The 25,574-nt window shown below is 73.8% G+C and carries 19 protein-coding genes and 1 pseudogene; 11 read left to right on the top strand and 9 right to left on the bottom strand.

Translation table 11 applies throughout. The features are described from left to right. Positions 1-66: 66 nt before the first annotated feature. On the top strand, positions 67-765 hold the full coding sequence (locus tag E4P41_RS05785; protein ID WP_135139977.1) for a monooxygenase: 699 nt from the start codon (positions 67-69) through the stop codon (positions 763-765). Here E4P41_RS05785 and E4P41_RS05780 read toward each other — a convergent pair whose 3' ends face one another. The 3 genes from E4P41_RS05780 to E4P41_RS05770 form a co-directional block, all read right to left on the bottom strand. Next, positions 766-1,281, bottom strand: coding sequence for a GNAT family N-acetyltransferase (locus E4P41_RS05780; RefSeq protein ID WP_209307561.1), 516 nt, complete (start codon positions 1,279-1,281; stop codon positions 766-768). A gap of 61 nt (positions 1,282-1,342) precedes the next feature. Next, entirely contained in the window at positions 1,343-2,053 is a 711-nt protein-coding gene (locus E4P41_RS05775; RefSeq protein ID WP_135139976.1) for an FAD-binding oxidoreductase, read from the bottom strand. Beyond that, positions 2,046-2,654 (bottom strand): sulfite oxidase-like oxidoreductase, encoded by a 609-nt coding sequence (locus E4P41_RS05770; RefSeq protein ID WP_135139975.1) that lies wholly within the window; start codon positions 2,652-2,654, stop codon positions 2,046-2,048. Before E4P41_RS05770 ends, E4P41_RS05775 begins: the two co-directional genes overlap by 8 nt. Positions 2,655-2,834: 180 nt before the next feature. On the opposite strand from E4P41_RS05770, the gene E4P41_RS05765 reads away from it, so the two are divergent. The 3 genes from E4P41_RS05765 (at position 2,835) to E4P41_RS05755 (ending at position 6,320) form a co-directional block, all read left to right on the top strand. Beyond that, entirely contained in the window at positions 2,835-3,536 is a 702-nt protein-coding gene (locus E4P41_RS05765) for a succinate dehydrogenase cytochrome b subunit (RefSeq protein WP_245177137.1), read from the top strand. 13 nt (positions 3,537-3,549) lie between these two features. After that, positions 3,550-5,496, top strand: coding sequence for a fumarate reductase/succinate dehydrogenase flavoprotein subunit (locus E4P41_RS05760; RefSeq protein ID WP_135139973.1), 1,947 nt, complete (start codon positions 3,550-3,552; stop codon positions 5,494-5,496). 68 nt (positions 5,497-5,564) lie between these two features. Then, a complete protein-coding gene (locus E4P41_RS05755) occupies positions 5,565-6,320 on the top strand; it encodes a succinate dehydrogenase/fumarate reductase iron-sulfur subunit (protein ID WP_135140015.1) in 756 nt (251 codons plus the stop codon). Between the two features lie 202 nt (positions 6,321-6,522). Here E4P41_RS05755 and E4P41_RS05745 read toward each other — a convergent pair whose 3' ends face one another. After that, on the bottom strand, positions 6,523-7,971 hold the full coding sequence (locus tag E4P41_RS05745; protein ID WP_135139971.1) for a M1 family aminopeptidase: 1,449 nt from the start codon (positions 7,969-7,971) through the stop codon (positions 6,523-6,525). A gap of 265 nt (positions 7,972-8,236) precedes the next feature. Between E4P41_RS05745 and E4P41_RS05740 the strand changes: the two genes are divergently transcribed. Then, positions 8,237-9,493, top strand: coding sequence for a multidrug effflux MFS transporter (locus E4P41_RS05740; RefSeq protein WP_245177135.1), 1,257 nt, complete (start codon positions 8,237-8,239; stop codon positions 9,491-9,493). Between the two features lie 49 nt (positions 9,494-9,542). On the opposite strand, the gene E4P41_RS05735 is transcribed toward E4P41_RS05740, so the two are convergent. Both E4P41_RS05735 and E4P41_RS05730 read right to left on the bottom strand, forming a co-directional pair. Beyond that, positions 9,543-11,798, bottom strand: a complete 2,256-nt coding sequence (locus tag E4P41_RS05735; protein WP_135139969.1) for an EAL domain-containing protein — start codon at positions 11,796-11,798, stop codon at positions 9,543-9,545. A gap of 225 nt (positions 11,799-12,023) precedes the next feature. Further along, positions 12,024-12,644, bottom strand: a complete 621-nt coding sequence (locus E4P41_RS05730) for a hypothetical protein (protein ID WP_135139968.1) — start codon at positions 12,642-12,644, stop codon at positions 12,024-12,026. A gap of 267 nt (positions 12,645-12,911) precedes the next feature. Between E4P41_RS05730 and E4P41_RS05725 the strand changes: the two genes are divergently transcribed. From E4P41_RS05725 to E4P41_RS05715, 3 genes are all read left to right on the top strand, one after another. After that, positions 12,912-13,541 carry a dienelactone hydrolase family protein gene (locus E4P41_RS05725; protein ID WP_167760937.1) on the top strand — a complete coding sequence of 210 codons (630 nt, stop codon included), beginning with the start codon at positions 12,912-12,914 and terminating at the stop codon, positions 13,539-13,541. A 122-nt stretch (positions 13,542-13,663) separates the two neighbouring features. Continuing rightward, positions 13,664-15,550: a S8 family serine peptidase gene (locus tag E4P41_RS05720; RefSeq protein WP_209307560.1), complete on the top strand. Its 1,887-nt coding sequence runs from the start codon at positions 13,664-13,666 to the stop codon at positions 15,548-15,550. A gap of 4 nt (positions 15,551-15,554) precedes the next feature. Beyond that, on the top strand, positions 15,555-18,164 hold the full coding sequence (locus E4P41_RS05715) for an EAL domain-containing protein (protein WP_135139966.1): 2,610 nt from the start codon (positions 15,555-15,557) through the stop codon (positions 18,162-18,164). Positions 18,165-18,250: 86 nt separating this feature from the next. Here the strand turns inward: E4P41_RS05715 and E4P41_RS05710 are convergent, their stop codons facing one another. From E4P41_RS05710 to E4P41_RS05700, 3 genes are all read right to left on the bottom strand, one after another. Beyond that, entirely contained in the window at positions 18,251-19,960 is a 1,710-nt protein-coding gene (locus E4P41_RS05710; protein ID WP_167760936.1) for an ATP-binding protein, read from the bottom strand. A 141-nt stretch (positions 19,961-20,101) separates the two neighbouring features. Further along, on the bottom strand, positions 20,102-21,274 hold the full coding sequence (locus E4P41_RS05705; RefSeq protein WP_135139964.1) for an HD domain-containing phosphohydrolase: 1,173 nt from the start codon (positions 21,272-21,274) through the stop codon (positions 20,102-20,104). 131 nt (positions 21,275-21,405) lie between these two features. Then, on the bottom strand, positions 21,406-22,437 hold the full coding sequence (locus tag E4P41_RS05700) for an aldo/keto reductase (protein ID WP_135139963.1): 1,032 nt from the start codon (positions 22,435-22,437) through the stop codon (positions 21,406-21,408). A gap of 238 nt (positions 22,438-22,675) precedes the next feature. Between E4P41_RS05700 and E4P41_RS05695 the strand changes: the two genes are divergently transcribed. The 3 genes and pseudogenes from E4P41_RS05695 to E4P41_RS05685 all read left to right on the top strand — a co-directional run. Continuing rightward, complete coding sequence (locus E4P41_RS05695; RefSeq protein ID WP_135139962.1) at positions 22,676-23,854, top strand: acyl-CoA dehydrogenase family protein; 1,179 nt, start codon at positions 22,676-22,678, stop codon at positions 23,852-23,854. A 373-nt stretch (positions 23,855-24,227) separates the two neighbouring features. Continuing rightward, on the top strand, positions 24,228-24,539 hold the full coding sequence (locus tag E4P41_RS05690; protein WP_135139961.1) for a hypothetical protein: 312 nt from the start codon (positions 24,228-24,230) through the stop codon (positions 24,537-24,539). Between the two features lie 508 nt (positions 24,540-25,047). Further along, positions 25,048-25,574, top strand: a pseudogene (locus tag E4P41_RS05685) (hypothetical protein); the annotation flags it as partial.

The following is a 25,574-nucleotide window of genomic DNA, read 5'->3' as shown; positions in this document are numbered from 1 at the left end:
GGGCGGGGGCTACCCCGGTACGCCCGGGGCCGCACACGTCCGGCCGCGGGCGGGGAGGATCGGCCCGTGACCACACGACGGCTGGCGACCCTGCACGTGTGGGGCGTGCCCGGCCGGTCGGTGCCCGCCGCGCTGCTGCGGATGGCCACCGACCGGCGTCCGCTGCGCCGCACCCCCGGGCTGCGGTTCGCCAAGCTGCTGGGCACCGGCAGCGGGCGCACCTTCACCGTCCGGGACGCCGACCCGCGCCGGTGGGCGCTCCTCGCGGTGTGGGACGACGAGCGCGCGGCCGCCGCGTTCGAGACCGGCGACGTCGTCCGCCGGTGGCAGCGGATCGCCGACGAGCAGTGGGCCGCCCGGATGCGTCCGCTCGCCGCCCGTGGCCGGTGGTCGCGGCAGGAGCCGTTCGGGCGGCCCTGGCCGCAGCGGTGGGACGGCCCGGTCGCCGCGGTCACCCGCGCCCGGCTGACCCCGCGCAAGGCGCTGACCTTCTGGCGCGCCGTCCCGCCGGTCTCGGCCGACCTGCACGAGAGCTCCGGCCTGCGCCTCGCGCTCGGCGTCGGAGAGGCGCCGCTCGGGTTGCAGGGCACCTTCAGCGTCTGGGATTCCGCCGCGGCGCTGAACTGCTTCGCCTACGACCGGGCACCGCACGCCGCCGTCGTCACCCGCACCGCCCAGGAAGGCTGGTACGCCGAGGAGCTCTTCGCCCGCCTCGCCCTGCTCTCGGCCGAGGGCACGGTGGCCGGGCGCGACCCGCTCGGGTGACTACAGCCGGCACGTCAGGTGCAGCTCCTCGCGGTCGTCGCCCGGGGCCACCCGGATCGCGCCGGGCATCCGGCCGAACTCCCGGTAGCCGAGCCCCTGGTAGAACGCCTCGAGGCCGGTGCCGCCGCGCACGGTCAGGTGCAGGAACTCCAGCCCGCGCTCGCGGGCGATCGCGTGCACGCCGGTCATGAGCGCCCGCCCGAGCCCCGCTCCCTGCCGCTCCGGGCGCACCTGCACGCGCAGCACGGTGGCCCAGTGCCGCCGCAGCGGGCTGACCGACAGCGACAGCACGGCGAACCCGGCTACCTCGCCGTCCACCCGCAGGAGCGCGATGACCTCGCGGCCCTGGTGCACCCGCTCGACGACCGCGTCGAGGTAGGGCGCGAGATCCGCCTCCGTCACCGGGGGGACGAAGCCGACCGATCCCCCGGCGTTGGTCACGTCCGCCCAGCAGGTGAGCAGCTGCGACCGGAGCTCGTCGTCGACGGCCCCGACCGGGCAGACCTCGGTGTGCACGGCTTGATTCTCCGGATGCGGCCGCCGGCCCCTGGACGCGGGCGGGACCCGGCCGCCCCGCTCAGCCGCTCGGACCGAACCGTTCGACCCGGACGTCGGCGGCCGGGATCCCCATGCCGACGAGCAGCTGGCTGGCCGCTTCGGCGAAGCCGGCCGATCCGCAGACGTAGGCGGTCTGGCCCCGTTCGCACAGCGGTACGAGGTCCGCGGCGGTCAGCCGCCCGGCGGTCCGGAGACCATGTGCTTCGCGGGTGGTCGCCACCAGCGCGCCGGCCGCGAGCAGTTCGCCGGCGTAGGGCAGCTCGGCCAGGGTGCGCGTCGAGACCGCGATCCGTAGCAGGTCGGTGCGGCCGAGCTCGCGTGCGGTACGCACCATGGCCACCAGCGGGACGATGCCGGTACCGCCGCCGACCAGCAGCGCCGGGCGTGCGCCGTCCCACGCGAACCAGCCGCCGATCGGGCCGCGCACGTCGAGCTCGTCGCCGGGCTCGACGACGTCGGCGAGGTAGGTGGACACCTCACCCTCGTCGAGGCGTTCGACGAAGAGCTCGACCAGCGGGTCGCCCGGCGCGGAGGCCACCGAGTACGACCGCTGGGCGGTGTAGCTGTCCTCGGCGGTGAGCCGGACGACGTAGTGCTGGCCGGCCAGGTGCTCGACCCGGTCGGCGACGTCGAGCCGCAGCTCCACCCCCCGCGGGACGGGCCGCCGGACGCCGGCGACGGTCGCCGTCCGCCACCCGCCGCTCGGGGCGCGCCGGCCGGGTTCAGTCACCCTGGTAGCGCTGCTCGCGCCAGGGGTCGCCGCGGTCGTGGTAGCCGTTCTGCTCCCAGAAACCGGGCTGGTCGCGCTGCAGGAGGGTCAGCCGGGTGACCCACTTGGCGCTCTTCCAGAAGTAGAGGTGCGGTACGAGCAGTCGCACCGGGCCGCCGTGCTCGACCGGCAGCGGCCCGCCGTCGTACTCCCAGACGACCCACGCCTTCCCGCCGGTGACGTCCGCGAGCGGCAGGTTGGTGGTGTAGCCGGTCTTCGACGTCGCGACGACGAAGTGCGCGTCCGCGGTAGGGCGGGTTGCCTCGAGCAGCGTGTCGACGCTGACGCCGGCGAACCAGGTGTCGAACTTCGACCACGTGGTGACGCAGTGGATGTCGCCGCGGTACTCCGAGCGCGGCAGGAGGTGCGCCTCGTCCCAGGTCCACGTCGTCGGGTTCTCCACCCGGCCGTCGACGGTGATGCTCCAGGTCTCGGGGGCGATCCGCGGGGTGGGCTCGGCGGTCAGCACCGGCCAGTCGCGGCCGACGTCGTACTGCCCGGGCGGCAGCCGGGGGTCGCGCTCGCGGCGGCGGCCGAGGAAGCCTCGCGTGGGTCCAGGCATGCCCTGCTCCTCCCCCGCCGGGGCGTTCGCCAACCCCGCGGGAGACGTCCGGCGGCGCACCACCGCGGTCGAGCCGGCGCACTGTAGCGGCTCCAAACGGTTAGGGCACCCTTACGAGAGCTGAGTCACCATGTGTTGATTTGGCCGGGAACCTGGTAGAGACCTAGCTTTGGTGTTGTGGTGACGGCGACAGAACCCGGCCAGCGCAGAGCGCCCAGGGCCGCCAAGACGAGCTCGGTCTTCAAGAAGGTCGTGATGGCGGTCAGCGGCATCGTCATGCTGCTGTACCTGATCGCCCACATGATCGGGAACCTGAAGATCTTCGCCGGCCGGGAGTCGTTCAACGGCTACTCGGAGTGGATCCGCACCATCGGGGAGCCCGCCGTCCCGGCGCAGACCACGCTGACGATCATCCGGATCGTGCTGCTGGTCGCGGTGGTCGCGCACTTCTGGGCGGCCGTGTCGCTGTGGCGGCAGGCCAAGCAGGCCCGGCCGCAGCGGTACGTCACCAAGAAACCCGTGGCCCAGAGCTACGCCTCGCGCACCATGCGGTGGGGCGGCGTCATCGTCGGCCTGTTCATCGTCTACCACATCCTCGACCTCACGGTCGGCGCCGTGAACCCCGCGGGCACCGACGCCAGCCCCTACGACCGCGCGGTGGCCGGCTTCTCCAACCCGTTCGTCACCGCGGTCTACGTGATCGCCCTGATCCTGCTGGGCATGCACCTGCGGCACGGCATCTGGAGCGCCACGCAGACCCTCGGGCAGAGCAACAAGCGCCGGGAGAAGACCGTCAACCTCTTCGCCCTCGTGTTCTCCGTGGTGCTGATCGGCGGGTTCCTGATCGTCCCCTTCTCCGTCCTCTTCGGGCTCGTCGACTAAGGAGCTCCCCGCGATGCCGCTCGACCTCTTCTCCGTCGGCGACCCGATCGCCGACACCAAGGCGCCGATGGACGTGCCGATCGGCGAGCGCTGGAGCACCCGCCGGTTCCGGGCCCGCCTGGTCAACCCGGCCAACCGCCGCAAGCTGACCGTGATCGTCGTCGGCACCGGCCTGGCCGGCGGCTCCGCCGCCGCGACGCTCGGCGAGGCCGGCTACCAGGTGAAGTCCTTCTGGTACCAGGACAGTCCGCGCCGGGCGCACAGCGTGGCCGCGCAGGGCGGCATCAACGCCGCGAAGAACTACCGCAACGACGGCGACAGCGTGCACCGGCTGTTCTACGACACCGTCAAGGGCGGCGACTTCCGCTCCCGGGAGAACAACGTCCACCGCCTGGCCGAGGTCAGCGTCAACATCATCGACCAGTGCGTCGCCCAGGGCGTGCCCTTCGCCCGCGAGTACGGCGGCCTGCTGGACAACCGCTCGTTCGGTGGCGCGCAGGTGTCGCGCACCTTCTACGCCCGCGGCCAGACGGGCCAGCAGCTGCTCTACGGCGCCTACCAGGCGCTGGAGCGGCAGATGGCGGCCGGCACCGTCGAGCAGCACGCCCGCACCGAGATGCTCGACCTGATCATCGTCGGCGGCCGGGCCCGCGGGATCATCGCCCGGGACCTGGTCACCGGCGAGATCAGCACCCACTTCGCCGACGCCGTCGTCCTGGCCACCGGTGGGTACGGCAACGTCTTCTACCTCTCCACGAACGCCAAGGGCTCCAACGCCACCGCGATCTGGCGGGCGCACAAGCGGGGCGCGTACTTCGCCAACCCCTGCTACACGCAGATCCACCCGACCTGCATCCCGGTCAAGGGCGACTACCAGTCCAAGCTCACGCTGATGAGCGAGTCGCTGCGCAACGACGGCCGCGTGTGGGTGCCCAAGGAGCGCGGCGACACCCGCGACCCGCGGGACATCCCCGAGTCCGAGCGCGACTACTACCTCGAGCGGATCTACCCCTCGTTCGGCAACCTGGTGCCCCGTGACATCGCCTCGCGCCAGGCGAAGAACGTGTGCGACGAGGGCCGCGGCGTCGGCCCGGGCGGGCTCGGTGTCTACCTGGACTTCGGTGACGCCATGAAGCGACTGGGCCGGCCGGCCATCGAGGCCAAGTACGGCAACCTCTTCGACATGTACGCCCAGATCACGGGCGAGGACCCGTACGAGACCCCGATGCGGATCTACCCGGCGGTCCACTACACGATGGGCGGGCTGTGGGTCGACTACGACCTGCAGTCGACGATTCCCGGCATGTTCGTGATCGGTGAGGCGAACTTCTCCGACCACGGCGCGAACCGCCTGGGCGCCAGCGCGCTGATGCAGGGCCTGGCCGACGGCTACTTCGTCCTGCCCAACACCATCAACGACTACCTGGCCGACGGCCCGTTCGAGAAGATCGACGACAGCCACCCGGCCGCGGTCGAGGCGCTGCAGAACGTGCAGGGCCAGGTGCAGAAGCTCCTGTCCATCAACGGCACCCGCACCCCGGCGTCCTTCCACCGGGAGCTCGGCCGGCTGATGTGGGACCTCTGCGGCATGGAGCGCTCCGAGGAGAGCCTGCGCAAGGCCCTGGACCGGATCCCCGAGATCCGCCAGGAGTTCTGGACCAACCTGAAGGTCACCGGGGACCAGGGCGGCTTCAACCAGACCCTGGAGCACGCCGGCCGGGTCGCCGACTTCATCGAGCTCGCCGAGCTCATGTGCGTCGACGCCCTCCACCGCGCCGAGAGCTGCGGTGGCCACTTCCGGGCCGAGAGCCAGACCCCCGAGGGCGAGGCGCTGCGCGACGACGACAACTTCGCCTACGTCGCCGCGTGGGAGTGGACGCCGGAAGGCGCTCCCCCGGTCCTGCACCGCGAATCCCTCGAGTACGAGTACGTCCACCTCGCCCAGCGGAGCTACAAGTGACAGCGACACGTGAGGGCGCGACCTTCGCATCCGGTACGGCGGCCGACCCGGCCATGGCCAAGCACGACATGACCCTGACCCTGCGGGTCTGGCGACAGAAGGGCCCCGCCGACAAGGGCCGGATGGTCTCCTACACGGTCACCGACATCTCGCCGGACATGTCGTTCCTGGAGATGCTGGACGTGCTCAACGAGCAGCTGATCCAGGCCGGCGACGACCCGGTGGCCTTCGACCACGACTGCCGCGAGGGGATCTGCGGCATGTGCGGCGTCATGATCAACGGGCAGGCGCACGGCCCGGAGCAGACGACGACGTGCCAGCTGCACATGCGCAAGTTCTCCGACGGCGACACGATCGACGTCGAGCCGTGGCGGGCCAGCGCCTTCCCGGTGATCAAGGATCTCGCGGTCGACCGGCGGGCGCTGGACCGGATCATCCAGGCCGGCGGCTACATCAGCGCCCCGACCGGCACCGCCCCGGAGGCCCACTCGGTCCTGGTTCCCAAGAAGGACGCCGATGCGGCCTTCGACGCGGCGACCTGCATCGGCTGCGGCGCCTGTGTGGCGGCGTGCCCGAACGCCTCCTCGATGCTGTTCACCGCGGCGAAGGTCAGCCATCTCGGGCTGATGCCGCAGGGCCAGCCCGAGCGCAACGACCGGGTGGTGAACATGGTCGCCCAGCAGGACCGCGAGGGCTTCGGCGGCTGCACCAACATCGGTGAGTGCTCGGCGGCCTGCCCGAAGGGCATCTCGATGGAGAACATCTCCCGGCTCAACCACGACCTGCTCGGTGCCCTGCGGGCGGGCGCCCGGCCGAAGAGCTGAGTGGTGACGTCGTCGGCCTACCGGCCGACACCGCGGCCAGGAGCCGTCCCCGACGAGCGCTGAGCCTCGGCCCCGTCCCGGGCCGGCCCCGTCCAGAGGATCGCCGCGGCCCCGTCCCGGGTCCCGCCCCGAGCGTGCGAGGGGTGGGGAGGACGGGGTCCTTCTGCTCGTCGGGGAGGCCTCCGGTCCCCACTCCTCCCACTCAGTCGTCGGCGGCCTCGACGTCCCGCCGGTCCAGCGCGCCGGCCTCGACCAGGACGTCGAGCGCCGGCTCGAGCCCGGAGAGCGCGCGGGCCAGGTCCTCGGGCCGGGCGATGGTCCAGGCCTGGGTCTCCACGTAGCAGCGCACCGCCTGGTCGAACGCCTCCTCCCCCGCCGCCTCGCGCGCGGCCTCCAGCGCCGCGGCGCCCTTGCCGTAGACCAGCGCCTCGTACTGGTCCTGGTCGTCGAAGTCGGCCATCGAGCCGCCGACGGCGCCCCGGAGGTCGAGGTCCTCCTCGTGCGTGTGCGGGTCGGCGACCGTCTCGGCGAAGCTGGCGAAGGCCTCGTCCAGCCAGGGGTCGCGGAACTGCGAGTTGCCCACCATTCCGTAGAACCACATGTGCGCGACCTCGTGGACCACCAGGCCGGCGTCGGTGCCGCCGAGCAGGATCGAGGAGGAGTACTCCTCGCCGCCGCCGTCCTCCCCGTCCGAGACGAGCGGCACGGTGAGGGTCGGGTACGGGAACGGGCCGAAGCGCCCCTCCAGGACACCGATCGCCTCGGCGGTGGCCTCGGCGAGCTCGTCGGCGGAGGTGTCGGCCTCCGGGAGCACGCCGGCGGTGACCCGCGTGCCGCGCACGTCGACCGTCGCGGTGTCGAACTGCCCCACCGCGACGCTCACGTCGCGGGCGACGGGGTCGTGGGACTCCCAGACCCGGCGCCCGCCGGCGGCGTCCCGCGGCTCCGCCTGGTCGCCCGACATGAGGACGACGAGGTCGTCGGGCACCGAGACGCGGATGGTGGTGTCGGCCGCGGGGGCGGCGGTGGTCTCCCCGCTGATCTCGACCATCGGGTCCCGCGCCCAGCCGGAGCCCGGCTCCCAGGTGAGCAGCGGGAAGCCGCTGGCCCACCAGGTCACGCCGTCGTCGGCGCCCAGACGGTCGAAGCCGGCCGGCGTGCGTTCGGACGTGAGCCGCAACCGGAAGTCCAGCTCCACCGAGACGGTCTGCCCCGCCGGCACCGGCTCGCGGAGGTTCACGCGGTAGAGGCCGCCCGGGGTCCCGCGCGCGGCCCCGGCGTCCACGTAGCCGCCGCCGGCCACGAGGTCCCCGCGCACCGACTCGACGGTGAGCCGGTGTCCGGCCGACTGGGGTGCGTTGGGGATCAGCCGGAACCACAGCTCCTCGACCGGCAGGTCCGGGGTGAGGGCCACGGATTCGGTGCCGGTCACGGTCCTGAGGTCGTCCCCGAGCCGGAAGTCGAGGCCGACGACCGGCCGGTCCGGGTCGGGCTCGGCCCGCTCGACGGTGGGGCAGCCGGCGGCCGGCGGTGTGGCCACGGGGTCGTCGGCCGCCGTGCAGCCGGCGAGGAGGACGACCGCGCCGCAGGCCCAGACCCGGGTACGGGCCCATCGGAGGCTCGGTGTGGTGCGGACGGTCGCGTGGCGCATCGGCTCAGCTCACCCGGCAGGTCGGCCCGGCCCGCGCCCGACGGGTCTGCTCCCAGCCGCCCCGCTCGCCAGGACCATAGAGAACGGGGTCGAGCCGCGACAGGTCCCGGCGCGCGGAACTGCAACCGTCGAGCACCCCCCGGCTCTGCGGCGGCGCATCCCTCCGGGACCCGGTCGGCGAGGCGGCGGCCGTGGAATGCCGGCGGCCTCGCCCACCTTGTCCCCGGCGTGGTCTGCCGGCGACCACCGAGACGGAAGGACGCCTGTGACCGCGACCCGGGAGACCCCCACCATCGCCGTGGAGGTCCCCGCGGCCCCGCCGAGCCGGGCGGTGCTCGCCCTGGTGCTCGGCGCGTTCGTCGCTGTGGGGCCGCTGACCATCGACATGTACCTGCCGGCGCTGCCGACCATCGCCGAGGACCTCGCGACGACGCCGTCGACCGTGCAGCTCACCCTCACCGGCACGCTGGTCGGCCTCGCGCTCGGCCAGCTGGTGCTCGGGCCGCTGTCGGACGCGTTCGGCCGCCGTGGTCCGCTGCTGGCCGGGACGGCGCTGTACGCGGTGGCCTCGCTGCTCGTGCTGCTCGCGCCGAACATCGCCGTCCTCGGGGTGCTGCGCGTGCTGCAGGGCGTGGGCAGCGCGGCCGGCGCGGTGATCGCGATGGCCGTCGTCCGTGACCTCTTCACCGGGCGGGCGGCGGCCACCATGCTGTCCCGCCTGTTCCTCGTGCTCGGTGCCGCGCCGGTGCTGGCGCCGACGATCGGCGGGGAGCTGCTGCGGTTCACCTCGTGGCGCGGCATCTTCGTGGCCCTCGCCGCCTACGCCGGACTGCTGCTGATCGTCGGCGCGCTAGGCCTGCGCGAGACGCTCCCACCGGAGCGCCGGGTCGGCACGGGCGTCACCGGGACGCTGCGGACCTACCGGGCACTGCTGCGCGACCGCACGTACGTCGGCCTGGTGCTGGTCGCCGGACTGACCATGGCCGGGCTGTTCAGCTACGTCTCCGGCTCCTCGTTCGTCTTCCAGCGGGAGTTCGGCCTGGACGAGCAGCAGTTCGGGCTGCTGTTCGGTGCCGGCGCGTTCTGGCTGATCGCCGCGACGCAGCTCAACCCCGTGGCGCTGCGGTTCTGGTCCCCGGAACACGTGCTGGTCGCCGGTGTCGCGATCGGGGCGGGAGCGGGCGCCGTGCTGGTGGGGCTGGCCGCCACCGGCACGGGCGGGCTGCTCGGCGTCGTCCTGCCGCTGTGGGCGGTGCTCTTCGCGGCGGGGCTAGCCCTGCCCAACGCCCCGGCGCTGGCGCTGTCCCGGCACGGGGAATCGGCGGGGGCGGCGGCCGCGCTGCTGGGCGCCGTGCAGTTCGGCGTCGGTGCCGCGGTGGCACCGGTCGTCGGGCTGCTGGGCAACGATGCCGCGGCGATGGGCACGGTCGTGGTGGCTGCCCTGCTCGTGGCGATCGCCGTCCTGGTCGTCGTGGTGCGGCCGTGGCAGCTGCCCGAGCCGCAGGACGCCGTGCCGGCCTGACCCCGCGCCGGCCCGGCGTGCGCCACGAGGTGCCGGCCGCGGTGGGTGGTCAGCCGACGGGGATGACCGTCCTGGCCTCCAGCCAGCGCTGCACCTGCTGGGCCGGCAGCGGCCGGCTGAGGTGGTAGCCCTGGACGACGTCGCAGTCCAGGGCGGCCAGCGCGTCCACGGTGTGCTGGTCCTCGACCCCCTCGGCCACGAACACCAGGCCGAGGGCGTGCGCCAGCTGCAGGGTCGAGGTCACGATCGCCGCCGCCCGGGGGCTGCCGGTCATCGCACTCACGAACGTCCGGTCGAGCTTGAGCTCGGTCACCGGGAGGGTGGCGAGGTAGGACAGGCTCGAGTACCCGGTGCCGTAGTCGTCGATGGAGACGCCGACGCCCGCCTCCCGCAGCCCGGCGAGCACCCGGACGGCGCGCTCCCGGTCCTCCATGAGCAGGCTCTCGGTGACCTCGAGGACCAGCGCGGCCGGCGGGACACCGTGCCGGGCCAGCAGCGCGGTCACCTCGTCGGGGAACCGCTCGTCGACCAGGTTCGACGGGCTGACGTTGACGGCGACGGTGAGCTCCCAGCCCCGGTCGGCCCAGGTGCGCCGCTGGGCGAGGGCGAGGTCCACGACCCTGGTGGTGAGAGCGGGCATGAGGCCGGCGGACTCGGCCAGCTCGATGAAGGCGTCGGGGAACAGCAGTCCGCGCTCGGGGTGCTCCCAGCGCACCAGCGCCTCCACCCCGTCGACCCGGCCGGTCGGCAGGCTCAGCTTGGGCTGGTAGTGCAGCACCAGCTCGCCGTCGTCGATCGCGCGGCGCAGCTGGGCGATCGCCTCGAGCCGGTGCCGGCCGGAGCCGTGGCGCCCCTCGTCGTAGACGACCGCGCCGCTGCGGCCGGCCTTGGCCGAGTACATGGCCAGGTCGGCCATCTGCAGCAGCTCCTCCGCGCGCGTCGAGTGCAGCGGACCGACCGCGACGCCGACGCTGGCGTCCACGCTGAGCGCCATGCCGGCGAGCTGGGAGGGCCGCTGCAGCGTGGCGCAGAGCCGCTGGGCCAGGGCCAGCGCACCGGCGTCGTCCAGGCCCGCGGCGAGGACGACGAACTCGTCCCCGCCCAGGCGGGCCAGCAGGTCGCCGGATCGGAGCTGGCCGGCCAGCCGCGGGCCCACCTCGCGCAGCAGGGCGTCCCCGACGGCGTGTCCGAGGGAATCGTTGATCTCCTTGAACCGGTCGAGGTCCAGGACGAGCACCGCGGTGGTCCCGCCCCGGGCCATCCGCACGTCGGCGGCGCCCAGCGTCTCGAAGAGCCGCCGCCGGTTCGGCAGGCCGGTGAGCTCGTCGGTCCGCGCCTGACGTCGGCTGTCGGCCAGGGCCTTCACCTCGCGGAAGGTCAGCGCGGTGCGGGCGAGCGCGGCGAGGACCGCACCGAAGGCGAGCACCCCGGCCACCGGGTCGCCGTGTTCGACGTAGCCCCGCAGCAGGAGGGCCAGCGCAGCGAGCGCACACGCTCCCGGGATGACCAGAACGCGCATGGTGCGGAGCCGCGCGGTCACCGCGGGCGACGGCTGCTGGCAGGCGGCCAGGCCGTAGCAGACGAAGACCAGCCCCCAGCCCACGTCCAGGAGGCCGCCGGCGGCGTAGCTGCCTTGGACGACCTGGTAGGCGTAGGCGGTGTCGGTGAGCACGAACAGCCCGGTGCCGGCGGTGAGCCACCACCAGCACCCACCGGCACCACGGCCGATGACGGCCAGCGCCCCGGCGATGAGCACGAGGAGCAGCAGGTCGGCCACGGGGTAGACGGCGACCAGCGCCACCCGGTCCAGGGCCGTGTGCAGGGAGGCGCCGAGCACGAACGCCGCGGCGAAGGCCGCCGCGGTCAGCCCGGTGACCACGCCGTCGAGCCACATGCTGGAGGTCAGCCGGCGCACCCGCGCCCGCAGCATGCCGAACAGCGCCGCGCTGACCAGCGGGTAGAAGGCGATGAAGCCGAGGTCGAACCAGGCCGGACGGTCGACGACCGCCGTCCCGCGGCTGGACAGGGCGTAGCCCGAGGCGCTGACGGTGTAGGTCGCGACGGCACCGGCGAAGCAGAGCCAGGCGGTGCGGTCCTCGGGGGACACGCGCGCCCGGAGAGCGAGCAGCCCGGTCAGCCCCGCGAGGAACACCCACTTGCCGCTGACCGCCAGCGTGGCGAGGGCCCCGCTGCCCAGGACCGTGATCAGCACGGAGATCGCGTAGGTGGCCCCGAGGACGGCCGCGGCCCGGCGGACGAGCCGCAGCAGCCGGTCGGCCGGCCGCCGGTCCCCGACGCGCCGCATCGCGCGCCATCCACCCCGCTGCATGCACACGGGATCGGCCGGAACGCCCGGCCACTCCAGCCGGAAGCCGTCCCCGAGGCCGCTGCTCCCCCGTGGAGGGAGGCCGCACGGTCAGCCGGCGGCCGTTGCCGCGTCGTCCCGGCGGTCGGCCCCGGCCACGTGCTCATGCCCGGCCACGGGTCCGGTCGGGGCGTCCGACCGCTGGAGCAGCCGGGCGCTGGCTGCTCAGCGGCTCTGCAGCGCGTCCAGCGCGACCGCCATGGACGCCGCGACGCGGAAGTCCAACCGCGGGTCGGGCACGGTCACGACGTAGCGGTCGCGGACCGCCTTCCGCCGCTCGCTGATCAGCACCGGAGCGCCGGTGGCGGTGTCGACGAAGTCGAAGTGGAAGACGAAGGGCACCCACACGTCACCGACGTACGGGATGAGGTCCCAGACCCGCCGCAGGATGGCGATGGACTGCCGGCGCTCCCGGCCGACCGCCTGGATGCCCGGCGCCGCCAGGTTCCAGGTCGAGCGCAGCAGGCTGGCGCCGAACTGCTTGCCGAACGTGCCCAGCGGCGTCCCGAACTCGTCGAAGACGTCGTGCTGCGCGTGGACGTCGAGCCGCTGGCGCGCCCTGAAGGAGAAGACCGGGCGGCTCTTCGAGGCATCGGCGTAGAAGACGACCTCCTCCTTGAGCTTCATCCGCTTCTGCTCGGCGAGGGCGAGCAGCGGGCCCTCGGAGCCGTCGGCGTTGGCGGCGAGGACCTCGTAGCGGTTGACCATCAGCGTGATCCGCTGCCTGACGAAGAAGGCCGGCACCACCATGGGGGCGGGCGGCTGCGGTCCGGGCGGAACGGTCACGTCGGGTCTCCCGTGCTGATCGGGTGCGGGGGCCTGCGGCGTCATCGTGTCGCATCCCGGGTCGCCGGCCGCAGCCGACGTGCGGGTGCCGGCGAGCGCCGCGGAGCGGAGCCCTGGGGAGGGAGAGGAGAGGTCATGGGAAGAGGCTCGCGGGACGCCGTGCCGGGCACATCGGGGAACGCCCGGATCGCTCCCGGCTTCCCGCGGTCGGGGTCCTCCTGCCCACGGTCCGGGCGCCGGGCGGGACGGCGGGGCTACGGTGCAGCGATGCCGACGAGTGACCAGGTGACGACGCTGGGACCGGACGGAGCGCCGGGTGTCCTGCTGCTGCACCCGTGGTGGGGTGTGACGCCGGCGGTGCGGTGGTGGGCCGACGAGCTGGCCGGCGGCGGCCGCCGCGTGGTGCTCCCGGACCTCTTCGGCGGCGCGACGCCGGCCACCGAGGAGGAGGCCGAGGCACTTGCCGACGCCACCCTGGCCGACCCCGCGACCGCGGCGCTGGTGGCGCGCTGCGCCGATGCGCTCGCCGCCGAGGGCGCGCCGTGGGCGGCGATGGGGTTCTCGCTGGGGGCTTTCCTGGCCTGCCCCCTGGCCGGCCGGGGAGCCGCGGGCCCCGACGAGCTCGTCCTCTTCTACGGCGGCCGGCCGCCCGCGGGCGCCGACGTCCGGACCCGCCGGGTGGAGCTGCACGTGGCGCCGGGCGACCCCTGGTTCACCGACGAGGAGCTCGGTGAGGTCTCGTCCGGCTTCCGCGACGTCGGAGCGGAGGTCGTCGTCCACCGGTACGAGGGGTGCGGGCACTGGTTCGCCGAGGTCGGCTCCCCCGGCCACGACGCGGCGGCCACCGAGCGCGCGCGGCAGCGGGTGCTCGTGCAGCTCGGCGCGACCGCGGGGTAGGCCCGCGCACCCGACCTCCCACTCGGGGGTGAACCTCGCACCTCGTGCCCGCCGGGTGATACAGCCGATCCCGTTCCGTGCCGACCTCCCTGCTGGAGCGATCCAGGCAGAGAGGAGAGGCCATGCGCAGGAACACGACGGCGAGGGGGCGGCCACCGGCCGGGCTCCCGTCCGGAGGACCGCGGGGCAGGCTGTCCCGCGTCCCCCAGCGGGTCATCACGGTCGCCACCGCCGCGGCCGTCGCCGCGGGACTGGCCGGCCCGGCCACCGCGCAGGCCTCGGCCGACGCTGGTACCGAGCCGGTGCCGGTCATCGTCCGGGAGGTCCCCGGCGCCGGCACCGCCCCCGAGGAGGCGGTGACCGCGCTCGGCGGCACCGTCGAGGAGCCGCTCGGCATCATCGACGGCTTCAGCGCCACGGTCCCGGCCGGGCGGCTCGGCGCGCTGAACGCGGCGGCCGGCGTCGCGTCGGTCACCGAGGACGCCGCCGTGCAGCTGCACGGCAGGGAGACCGCCGGGACCACCGGCCAGGCCGGGTCGATGTACCGGATCACCCACGAGGTGACCGGCGCGACCGCGATGTGGGAGCGCGGCATCGACGGCACGGGCGTCGACGTCGCCGTCATCGACTCCGGTGTCGTGCCGGTCGAGGGCCTGGACACCAGGGGCAAGGTCGTCTACGGCCCGGACCTCTCCTTCGAGGCCGAGGTGTGCGACGAGGCCGGCTGCGTCGCGGGCCCGGCCGAGAACCTCGACTCCTTCGGTCACGGCACGGCCATGGCCGGCATCATCGCCGGGCGGGACTCGAACGCGAACCCGCGCAGCTACCGCGACCCGGAGACGTTCGCCGGCATGGCGCCGGGTGCCCGCATCGTCAGCGTCAAGGTCGCCGACGCCACGGGCGCCACCGACGTCTCCCAGGTCATCGCCGCGGTCGACTGGGTGGTGCAGAACAGGGACCGCAACGGGCTGAACATCCGGGTGCTCAACCTGTCGTTCGGCACCGACGGCGTGCAGGACTACCAGCTCGACCCGCTGACCTACGCCGCCGAGGTGGCCTGGCACAGCGGCATCGCCGTCGTCGTCGCGGCCGGCAACGGCGGGTACGGCACGCCGAAGCTGAACAACCCGGCCTACGACCCGTACCTGATCGCCGTCGGCGGCGCGGACAGCCGCGGCACCTACGGCGTGCAGGACGACGTCGTCCCGGCGTGGTCGAGCACCGGTGACGGCACCCGCAACCCCGACCTGGTCGCCCCCGGCGCCTCGGTCGTGAGCCTGCGGAGCCCGGGGTCCTACCTGGACACGCAGTATCCGGCCGCTCGGCAGGGTGAGCGATTCTTCCGCGGCAGCGGCACCTCGCAGGCGGCCGCGGTCGTCTCCGGGGCGGCGGCCCTGCTGTTCCAGCAACGCCCGCAGATGACGCCCGACCAGCTCAAGGCGCTGCTGACGGGCACCGCCGAGACGCTGCCGGTCGCCGACCGGATCGCCCAGGGCGGCGGGATGCTCGACCTGGTGAACGCCCGTGACGCGGCCACCCCGCAATCGGTGCAGACGTGGCCCCGCGCCACCGGCGCCGGTTCACTGGAGGCCGCCCGCGGCACGGCGCACGTCCAGATCGCCGGCGCCGAGCTGACCGGCGAGACCGACGCCACCGGCGCCACCTGGTCGCCGGCCACGTGGGCGCAGGCAGCCGCGGCCGGCCGGACCTGGCAGGGCGGCACCGTCGTCCGGGAGAAGCACAGCACCGGCTTCACCGCGGGCGCGTGGAACGGGGCGGCCTGGAACGGCCACACCTGGAACGCCGACGGCTTCTACGGCCAGTTCTGGGACGGCACGCAGTGGATCGCGCCGTGGGCAGAGGGGGGCGAGAGCGCGCTCGAGGCCAAGACGTGGTCGGCCAAGACGTGGTCGGCCAAGACGTGGTCCGCCAAGACCTGGTCCGCCAAGACCTGGTCGGCCAAGACCTGGTCGGCCAAGACCTGGTCCAGCGCCATCTGGGGGGCGTGACGCCATGACGACGATGACGAACGGCGGCCTCGCCGCCGGCATCCGGAGGTCCCGCATGGGCTCGATCCAGCGGATCTGGGCGCTGACGGCGACCGTGGCCGCGGCCGCGGTGGCGCTGTTCGTCGTCGTCGTCCAGGCGTTGCCGGCTCCGGCGACGACGGTCGCGCTGCCCTGGCTCGTGTGGGTGGTCGCCTTCGCCCTCAGCGAGGTCGTCGTGGTGCACGTGCCGTTCCAGCGGGAGGCGCACACCTTCTCCCTCGGCGACGTCCTGCTGGCCGCCGGGCTGCTGCTCCTCGCCCCGGCCGATCTCGTGCTCGCGCAGGTGGTGGGCGCCGGTGTCGCCCTGCTGCTGTACCGGCGCCAGCGGGGCGTCAAGCTGGCGTTCAACGCCGCCGTGCTCCTGCTGGGCAGCACCCTGGCGGTGATCGTCTTCGTCGCCCTGACCGGCGGGCAGGCGGGCAGCAACCCGTGGCACTGGCTGGCCGCCCTGGTCGCCGTCCTGGTGCTGACCGTCACGTCCGACGTGTGCATCTTCGCCGTGATCAGTTTGTCCGAGGGCCGTGCCGACTGGCGCCGGCTGCCGGGCATGCTGACCCTCTCGCTGCCCTTCAGCCTCGGCGCCGGCGCGGTCGGCCTCGTCGTGGAGCGGATGGCCATCGACGACCCTGCGGCCCTCGGGCTGCTCGCGGTGCCCACCGCGCTGGTCTTCGCGGCCTATCGGGCCTACACGCGGGCGCGGGAGCAGCAGGACAACCTGCGGCTGCTGCACGAGACCACGTCGCTGCTCTACACCGGTGACGCGGACACCGCCCTGGGGCAGTTCCTCACCTCCGTGCGCGGCGCGTTCTCCGCGGGGGTGGCCGAACTGGTCCTGCTCGGCGAGGACGGCGCCGCGACCATGAGCCGCAGCCGTGACGGCCAGGAGCCGGTGGCGCTGACACCGCTCGAGCAGCCGCAGGGGGCCACTCGCCTGGTGGACTGCGCCATCGCCACCGGCACGTTCACCACCCGCACCGGCGCCGCGCGCGGCCAGGCGCTGGACCGCTACGCGGCCGACCGCGGCCTCAAGGACGCCATGGTGTCGGTGCTCCGGACCGACGACCGGACGCACGGGCTGCTCCTCGTGGGCGACCGGCTCGGGGACGTGGCCACGTTCAGCCGCAACGACCTGACGCTGCTCGAGACCTTCGCCCGCCACGTGGCGACGTCGCTGGAGCGCGGCCGGCTCGAGCACGACCTGCGCCAGGTCACCGAGCTCAAGGAGAAGCTGCGCCACCAGGCCATGCACGACGCGCTCACCGGGCTGCCCAACCGCACGCTGTTCCTGGACCGGACCGAGCACGCCCTCAACCTCGCCGGCCGCAACGGGCTCTGGCCGGCGGTGCTCTACATCGACCTGGACGGCTTCAAGCCGGTGAACGACACCTACGGCCACGAGGCCGGCGACGTCCTGCTGCGTGCCTTCGCCGAGCGGCTGCACGGGTGCCTGCGCGCTGCCGACACCGCCGCCCGACTGGGCGGGGACGAGTTCGCCGTGCTGCTGCACGGACCGATCGACGAGGCCGGCGTCCGGCAGGTGCTCGCGCGCATCCGCACGCTGCTGGACCTGCCCATCGACCTCGGCGCGGGCCGGGTCGCGACCGTCGGCGCGAGCATCGGCGTGGCGATCGCGGATCCGAGCACCGACGTCGACACCCTCATCCGGCACGCCGACGTGGCGATGTACGCCGCCAAGCGCGGCGGGCGGGGCATCTCCACCTTCTACGAGCCCGGCCTCGGCGAGGGCGAGCCCGAGCGGCCCGACCCGGGTGCCGAGCTGGCCGCCGGCCTGGCGCGCGGCGAGTTCACCGTCGTCTACCAGCCGCTGGTCGACCTGCGCACCGGCCGGCCGGCCGGTGCCGAGGCGCTGGTCCGCTGGCAGCACCCCACCGACGGCTTCCGCCCGCCGGACACCTTCATCCCGCTGGCCGAGGAGACCGGCCTGATCACCGAGATCGGCGCCTTCGTGCTGCGCGACGCGTGCCGGCAGGCCGCGCGGTGGACCGGCCCGGACGCCGCCGTCCCGGCGCCCATGGTCACGGTGAACCTGTCCGCCCGGCAGGTCACCGATCCGCGGATCGTCGACCAGGTCGGCGCCGCCCTCGCCGAGGCCGGGCTGGACCCGTACCGGCTGGTCCTGGAGATCACCGAGACCGTCCTCATGCAGGACCGGGAGGCCGCCGCCGCGAACCTCGCGGCGCTCAAGGCCCTCGGCGTCCGCATCGCCATCGACGACTTCGGGACCGGCTACTCCTCGCTGGCCTACCTGTGCCGCTTTCCGCTGGACATGCTCAAGATCGCCCGGGAGTTCGTCGACGGCCTGGGCCGGGACGCCAACGCCGACGTGGTGACCCGGGCCGTGGTGGAGCTCGCCGGGGCCCTGGGGCTGCTCACGGTCGCCGAGGGGATCGAGACCCCACACCAGCAGGATCACGTGGCCGGGCTCGGCTGCGACCTCGCGCAGGGCTACCTGTTCTCCCGCCCGGTCGACGCGGAGACCGTCCTGGCGGTCATGGCCGGCACGGCGACCTCCGCCCTCGCGCCGTCCCGGCAGGAGGTCGGGGCGACCGCCTGACCACGGACGGCCGCCCGGGGACGTGTCCTCCCCGGCGGCGGCCGTTCCGGTGCGCGGCCGGGCACCGGGCCCGGCCGCGCCGGAGGTCAGGCGTCCGCCCCGTCGGTCTCCGGTGCCCGGCCCTCGACGGGGATGCGGACGACGAAGGTCGTCCCCTGCCCGAGGACCGAGTCGAAGACCAGGCTGCCGCCGTGGCCCTCCTGCACGACGCCGCGGGCCAGGGGCAGCCCCTGTCCGCTGCCACGGCCGACGTCCTTGGTGGTGAAGAACGGGTCGAACATCCGGGCGCGGACGTCGTCGGGGATGCCGCCGCCGGTGTCGGTGATCCGGACGACGACGTCCTCGCCGTCCACCGACGTGGAGACGGTGATCGAGCCGCGCCGCCCGGTCTCCTCGATCGCGTCCGCGGCGTTGACGATCAGGTTGAGGAACACCTGGTTGAGGTCGGCGATGTTGCACCGCACGGGTGGGAGCTCGCCGAGCTCGAGGTGCAGGTCGGCGACGTCGCTGACCTGGTGCCGGGTCACCGTCACCGTGGCCGCGAGCGCCTCGTTGAGATCGGCCGGCGCCTGCTCCTGGTGACCGGGGTGGCTGAAGGTCTTCATGGCCCGGACGATCGTGGCGACCCGCTCGATCCCCTGCAGGGTCTGCGCGACGGCGCTGGGGATCTCCTCCTCCAGGTACTCGAAGTCGATGCCCGCCTCCGCCTCGCGGACCCGCTCCTGCCGCTCGGCCCAGCCGATGGGGTTGGAGGTGTCCAGCAGGCCCCGGTAGACCTCGACGACGCGGATGAGCTCCTGGTAGGCCTCCTCCAGGAAGCGCGCGTTGTCGCCCACGTACTGGATCGGCGTGTTGATCTCGTGGGCCAGGCCCGCAGAGAGACGCCCCAGGGACTCGAGCTTGGACTCCCGGTGGTGCTCGGCCTCCCGGGCGCGGCGCTGGGTGATGTCGCGGGTGACCATCTGGATCTCGGTGACCTCGCCCCGCGGGTCCCGGAGCACCGACCGGGTCGACTCGACCCACACCCAGTGCCCCTCCCGGTGGCGGAGCCGGAAGGTCAGTTCCCCCTGGTGCTCGTCCTCACCGCGGAGGAGGTCGGCCAGGTCGTCGGGGTGGACCAGGTCGACCAGGTTCGCCTGCTGCAGCTCCTGGGAGGAGACGCCGAGCAGGTCCTGCGCCACGGGCGAGACGTAGAGGATGCGGCCGTCCGGGGCGTGCCGGCTGATGGCGTCGCTGCTCTCCTCCGCCAGGAGGCGGTGCAGGGTCTCCGACCGCGCCAGTGCGGAGGTCTGCCGGCGCAGCTCGGCCGCCCGCTCCTCCGCGTCGCGGCGCAGCTCCTCGGCCTCCAGCACGCGGCCCAGCAGGTCGGCCAGCATGCGGAACACCGGGGCCTGCTCGAGCAGCGCCGGACTCTGGACGGTGGGGTCCAGCCCGCACAGGGTCCCGAACAGGCTGCCGTCCCCGGCGCGGATCGGGACGCCCACGTAGGCGCCGATGGGGACGCGCCGGGCGGCCCCCGCCGTCGCGTACTCCGGGACGGCCATGGCCTCCGGGGCGATCTGCGGGGCGGCGCCGCTGACCATGTGCCGGCAGAGGGTGTCCGACCAGTCGACCCCGTCACCCGCCGTCAGGCCGTAGGCGTCGTCCTCGACGGTGAGGTGGACCTGCCGGCCGTCCCCGACCCGGGTGACCGACCAGGACCCCATGGGGACGGCGGTCTTCAGGAAGGACACGACGGCGGCGCTGGCCTCGTCGAAGGACATCAGGGAGAGCGGGGTCTCCAGTGCGGCGGTCATGACTTCCCTACCTCTCGGACGTCGGGACTCGGGGTCCGCGGAGCCGGGGCGCTCGGGCCGCGGGCCGGCGCGGTCGGTGGCGAGGACGGCGGCGGCCCGGTCCCGCATCGCCGCGGGTCCGGGCCACCGGTGGAGCAGGAGCTAGCCCCGCACCCAGACCTCGTCGCGCACCCGGTGCTGACGGACGAAGTTCTCGAGGCGGTGGACGAGCGGCTCGGTGACGACCGTGCCGCGACCGACGAGGAGCACGCCGTCGGTGGTCAGCACGTCGTCGAAGACCACCATGTCGGGGACGAGGTCGGCGATGGACACGGCCTTCGGGGCCGGCTCGCCGCCCTCGACGTCGTGGCTGCCGGACAGGGCGTCGAGCACCCGGGGGTCGTACGCGCCGGCGTCGGCGCGCATCGCCTGGATCGTGTCCTGCACCGACGGCCGCTGGGACATGCCGGCGTCGAAGTCGACCGCCACCCGGAGGATCCGGGCCGTCATCGGCAGCTCGTCGCCGCGCGGGACGTCACCGACCGCCCCGGCCCCGTCGTAGCGGGCACGGTGCCAGCCGATCGCCTCGGCCACGGACTCCAGCCGGGGGATGCCGGCGACCAGGTCGCGGCTGATGGCGGGCACGCGGCGCTCCATCTCCCGCTCGTCGTCGTCGAGGGGGCGCCCCGAGTCGAGCTTCTCCAGCAGCCTGGGCGGGAGCGTGACGGCGCCGAGGTGCGCGAGCATGGCGGTGATCTCCGCCTCCCACGGCTCCTCGATCTCCAGCTGCTGGGTCAGCTCGGTGACCGTGCGGGTCACGCGGAGGGCCCGCGCGAAGGCGGCCGGCTGGGCCAGCGAGAGGGTCTCGGTCAGCGCCTCGACGGTGCGGCGCAGCGTCGTCCGCAGCAGCTCCTTCTCGGCGGTCACCAGGCGGTTGATCTCCACCGCGCTGCCGATCTCGTCCAGCAGCACGTCCGGCGGGCACGGCTTGGTGAGGAAGCGGTAGATCTGGCCCTGGTTGACGGCGTCGATGGCGGCCTGCGTGTCGGCCTGACCGGTCAGCAGGATGCGGACGACGTCCGGGTAGGACGCGCGCACCTTCGCGAGGAACGTCGCGCCGTCCATCTGCGGCATGCGCATGTCCGACACGACGACGGCCACGGGCTGCGTCTCCAGCAGCTCGAGCGCGGCGGCGCCGCTCGTCGCCGTGTGGACGGCGAACCTCTTGCGGAGCTGACGGCGCAGGCCATCGAGGATCGCCACCTCGTCGTCGACGAGGAGGATCGGGGCCAGGTCGGCACCTGCCCCGGGCAGCACGGCGGGGAGAGAAGTCATGCGGCACTCCGGTGATCACGGCTCTGGGCGCCCGTGGAGGCGCACCACCGGTTTCGGCAGGCGACGTTCCGACTTGAGGCGTAGCCGGGGCCTTCCGCCGTCCCAGGGCCGACGCGGGCGGCTCCTCGAGGTCAGGGGCCGGAGGGTTCGCGGCTGCGCGCCTCGATTCCCACCTCGCCGTACGGGTAGTCGGACGCCCCCGGGTCGCTCACGGCGTCGAGTCGCGCGACGTCCTCCGGATCGAGGGTCAGGTCGACGACGCCCAGGTTGTCGCGCAGCTGCTCGGTGGTGCGCGCGCCGAGGATCACCGAGGTGACCGCGGGCCGGGCGACGAGCCAGGCCAGGGCGACCTGCGGCATCGACGCGCCGCGCGCCTCGGCGACGTCCTGCACGGCCTCGAGCACGTCCCACGTGCGCTGCCGCGAGCTCACCCGGTCGTAGGCCTCCATGCCGCGGCCGGGGTCCTCGCCGAGCCGGGTCGAGCCCTCCGGCCGCTGGTCGCGGGTGTACTTGCCGGAGAGCCATCCGCCGCCCAGCGGGCCCCAGGTCAGCAGGCCCAGGCCGTTGTGCCGGCAGGCGGGGACGATCTCGAACTCGACGTCCCGGACCAGCAGGCTGTAGGAGGGCTGCAGCGTGACCGGCACGGCCAGGTGCTCGTGCTCGGCGAGGTCGACGGCCTTCTGCACCTGCCAGCCGGTGAAGTTCGACAGCCCCGGGTAGCCGATCTTGCCGGCGGAGACGGCGTCGTCGAGGAAGCGCAGCGACTCCTCGAGCGGGGTGATCGGATCCCAGGCGTGCAGCTGGTAGAGGTCGACGTGGTCGACGCCGAGCCGGCGCAGGGAGTCGTCGAGGGCGCGGCGCAGGTGCCGGCGGGAGTTGCCCAGGGCGTTGGGCTCCTCCCCCATCGGGAAGCGGCCCTTGGTGGCCAGGACGACGCGGTCGCGGACGTCGGCCGGGCGGGAGGCGAGCCAGCGCCCGACGATCTCCTCGGCCGCGCCGGCCGAGTAGACGTCGGCGGTGTCGACCAGCGTGCCGCCGGCCTCGACGAAGGTGTCGAGCTGCTCGTGCGCACCCGCCTCGTCGGTCTCCGCCCCGAAGGTCATCGTGCCCAGGGTGAGAGCAGAGACCGAGCAGCCGCTGCGGCCGAGCGTGCGGTACTCCACGACGGTGCTCCTTTTCCTCGGGACTGCGCCGGTCCGGGCTCCCGGACGAGCCTCGCCGGACGTTGCCGCAGGAACCGGGTGATCACCACCGGAAGCCCGCCCCGGGGCGGACCCGCCCAGTCCTCGCGCGCGTCGTCGTCCCCAACGGCGCGCGGGCTGCCGGCCGCCGTCGGGCCCGGCATGTTCGGACGCCACGGACGGGGTAGGACGGTGGGCGCGACGACGGAAGGGTGCCGCGATGTCCGACGACCATCTCCTGGCTGACCTCTACTCCTACGAGTCACTGCTCTCCGACGAGGAACGCAAGGAACTGAGCGGTATCCGCGAGTTCCTGCAGACCGAGGTGAAGCCCCGGGTCGCCGAGCACTGGGAGGCGGCCACCTTCCCGATGGATCTCATCCCGCGGTTCGCCGAGGAGGGGCTGGTCGGTCGCAGCTACGACACCGCGGGGTCGCCGCGTGCCTCCCGGTTGTTCACCGGCTTCATCTCGCTGGAGGCCTCCCGGGTCGACCCGTCGATGGCGACCTTCCTCGGCGTGCACAACGGCCTGGCGATGGGCTCGATCGTCCTGCTCGCCTCGGAAGAGCAGAAGCGGCGATGGCTGCCCGACATGGTGGCGCTGCGGAAGATCGGCTGCTTCGCGCTGACCGAACCGCACGGCGGCTCCGACGTCGCCCTGGGCCTCGAGACGACGGTGCGCCGCGACGGGGACGAGTGGGTGCTGGGCGGCGCCAAGCGCTGGATCGGCAACGGCACCTTCGCCGACCTCGTCGTCGTCTTCGCCCGCGACGAGGACGACGACGAGGTGAAGACCCTCGTCGTCGAGAAGGGCACCCCCGGCTTCACCGCCACCAAGATGGAGGGCAAGTACGCGCTGCGCACGGTGCAGAACGCCGACCTGACGTTCGAGGACTGCCGGATCCCCGCCGAGAACAAGCTCGAGAGCGGCAACACCTTCAAGGACGTCAACCGGGTGCTCAAGCTGACCCGTGGCGGTGTCGCGTGGAACGCGGTCGGCTGCCAGATGGGCGCCTTCGAGGCCGCGCTGGCCTACGCCAAGGAGCGGGTCCAGTTCGGCCGGCCCATCGCGGGCTTCCAGCTCATCCAGGACCTGATCGCCCGGATGGCCGGCAACGTGACCGCTTCGCTGGGCATGGCCGTCCGCGTGGCGCAGCTCCAGGAGGAGGGCGTCTTCCGGGACGACCACGCCGCGCTGGCCAAGGCCTTCGTCACCAGCCGCGCTCGGGAGACCGTGGCCTGGGCCCGGGAGCTCTTCGGCGGCAACGGCATCCTGCTCGACCGCGACGTGATCCGGTTCTTCAACGACGCCGAGGCGCTCTACTCCTACGAGGGGACCCGCGAGATCAACCACCTGATCGTCGGTCGCGCGCTCACCGGCCACAGCGCCTTCGTCTGAGCGGAGCGGACAGCCGCTCTGCCGCACGAGCCCTCTCGGGTGCACCGCGGTGCGGATGCGGGCGGTCCCGCCGATCCCGGTGGCGGACGGAGCGCTGGGATGACCGGGCGATCTCGGCGCCCCAGTGCAGTGCCGGTCGTGGAGCTGGCCGGCCTCCTCCACTCCGCCGATGAAGTGCCGCCGGGACGTCGACCTGCATCGACCTCTCGGCCTCGGTGGCTCGTCGCTGGTCCTTCCTCGTCGCGGGCAACGGAGCAGCCCGCTACCCCGACCGCCACGGGGGATGCAGGGCACCCGTGAGCGCGCTGCGGCACATGCGGCGCGTGTGGCACCCGGGGTCTCGCCCTACGCACGGCCCGCCGATGACGCGGGCATGCGCGCCAGCCACGTCGCCACCGCCCTCGCTGCCTTCCTCGCCGGATCGACAGCCGCCACGGTCCTGCACCGTCGCGCCACCCGTCCCGCGCCGGAGGCTGTTGCCCTCCCGGCCGCGCCGGTCGAGGAGCACGACGCCGTCGTCCTGCCCTTCCCGCATCCGGTCGTCGTGGCCTCCGCCGTCGCCGCGTCGGCCGTCTCCGCGCCCGCCCGCTGCGGTGACAGCGGCGGCCGGACCAAGGCCGGTGCGCCGTGCGGCGCCCGCGCGACCGCCGGTGGCCGCTGCCGCCACCACCCCCTGGCCGCCTGAGCTCACCGTCCACGTTCCCGCGGAGACGTTTCGCGGAGACGTTCCCGCGGAGATGTTTCCGCGGGAACGTCTCGTCGGCGGACGCCACTCGACCCTCACCGGCTGACGCCTCGGCAACGGTGTGCGCGGATGCCGAGTCGCCGGGGACCTGCGCATTCACACCCACCGTCCCTCGACGCATCGAGCAAGTCCAGGTGCTCGACGTCCCCGACGCGGACCTCCACCCGGTCGGCGAGGCCAGGGCGCGGATGCAGGCCTGTCGCTGCGGCCCGGACCTCCCAGGAGCCCGGAGTCTGGAGTCCGGGGTCTGGACGGGTACACGGAGCGCCCGGTCGACCGGCCCCGGGCCCGGTCCTGACGCGACGTCGTCAGCGCGTCCCGTTGGTGCACCGGCGGCCAGGATGATCCCGGTGTCCGACCGACGGTGCGGATTGGCGCGACACCTGCTGGGTAGCTGCGGGCGACGGCCGCCGACGCGGCGGCCCATCGCTCACGACAGGAAGCAACCATGACACTGCCCGACCGGGACGCGGCGAGGGACTGGATCGGCAGGACGGTCGTCGACCGCGACGGAGCCGAGATCGGGGTGTGCGCCGCCCTGCTGGCCGACGAGGTGACCGGGCTGCCGGAGTGGATGTACGCCGAACGCGACGGGGAGACCGTGGTGGTCCCGCTCCTCGACGCGACCGACAGCGGTGGCCGGGTGCAGGTCACGGTCACGCGGGCCGACGTGGACGGCGCACCACGGTTCGGGCCCTCGCGGGAGCTGTCCCGGGACCAGGAGGGGGCGCTCTACCGGCACTACGGGATCGAATACTCGACAGCCACCTCGGACAGCCTCTTGCCGGTCGCCGAGGCCGAGCCGACCGGGAGCGAGCCGACCGGGGACGAGCCGACCGAGACCGCGCCGACCGAGACCGCGCCCGACGCGGTCGCCGACCCCACCGTGTACGTCAGCGCCCCCGACGACCCGGCCACCCGCCCCGACGCCGACAGCGAGTCGTGGTTCGTGCTGGTCAACGCGCCGCGGCACGA

It is taken from the genome of Geodermatophilus sp. DF01-2, assembly GCF_004571065.1.
GTDB lineage: Bacteria > Actinomycetota > Actinomycetes > Mycobacteriales > Geodermatophilaceae > Geodermatophilus.
Note: the sequence above shows the minus strand (reverse complement) of the source record. Positions and strands in the feature narration are given on the sequence as shown.

What these genes read in the sequence shown, in the direction of transcription:
- E4P41_RS05760 (WP_135139973.1), top strand. Translation starts at nt 3,550, where the DNA reads ATGCCGCTCGACCTCTTCTCCGTCGGCGACCCGATCGCCGACACCAAG.
- E4P41_RS05690 (WP_135139961.1), top strand. Translation starts at nt 24,228, where the DNA reads ATGCGCGCCAGCCACGTCGCCACCGCCCTCGCTGCCTTCCTCGCCGGA.
- E4P41_RS05735 (WP_135139969.1), bottom strand. Translation starts at nt 11,798, where the DNA reads ATGCGGCGCGTCGGGGACCGGCGGCCGGCCGACCGGCTGCTGCGGCTC.
- E4P41_RS05770 (WP_135139975.1), bottom strand. Translation starts at nt 2,654, where the DNA reads ATGCCTGGACCCACGCGAGGCTTCCTCGGCCGCCGCCGCGAGCGCGAC.
- E4P41_RS05705 (WP_135139964.1), bottom strand. Translation starts at nt 21,274, where the DNA reads ATGACTTCTCTCCCCGCCGTGCTGCCCGGGGCAGGTGCCGACCTGGCC.
- E4P41_RS05745 (WP_135139971.1), bottom strand. Translation starts at nt 7,971, where the DNA reads ATGCGCCACGCGACCGTCCGCACCACACCGAGCCTCCGATGGGCCCGT.
- E4P41_RS05710 (WP_167760936.1), bottom strand. Translation starts at nt 19,960, where the DNA reads ATGACCGCCGCACTGGAGACCCCGCTCTCCCTGATGTCCTTCGACGAG.
- E4P41_RS05755 (WP_135140015.1), top strand. Translation starts at nt 5,565, where the DNA reads ATGACCCTGACCCTGCGGGTCTGGCGACAGAAGGGCCCCGCCGACAAG.
- E4P41_RS05695 (WP_135139962.1), top strand. Translation starts at nt 22,676, where the DNA reads ATGTCCGACGACCATCTCCTGGCTGACCTCTACTCCTACGAGTCACTG.
- E4P41_RS05715 (WP_135139966.1), top strand. Translation starts at nt 15,555, where the DNA reads ATGACGACGATGACGAACGGCGGCCTCGCCGCCGGCATCCGGAGGTCC.
- E4P41_RS05720 (WP_209307560.1), top strand. Translation starts at nt 13,664, where the DNA reads ATGCGCAGGAACACGACGGCGAGGGGGCGGCCACCGGCCGGGCTCCCG.
- E4P41_RS05725 (WP_167760937.1), top strand. Translation starts at nt 12,912, where the DNA reads ATGCCGACGAGTGACCAGGTGACGACGCTGGGACCGGACGGAGCGCCG.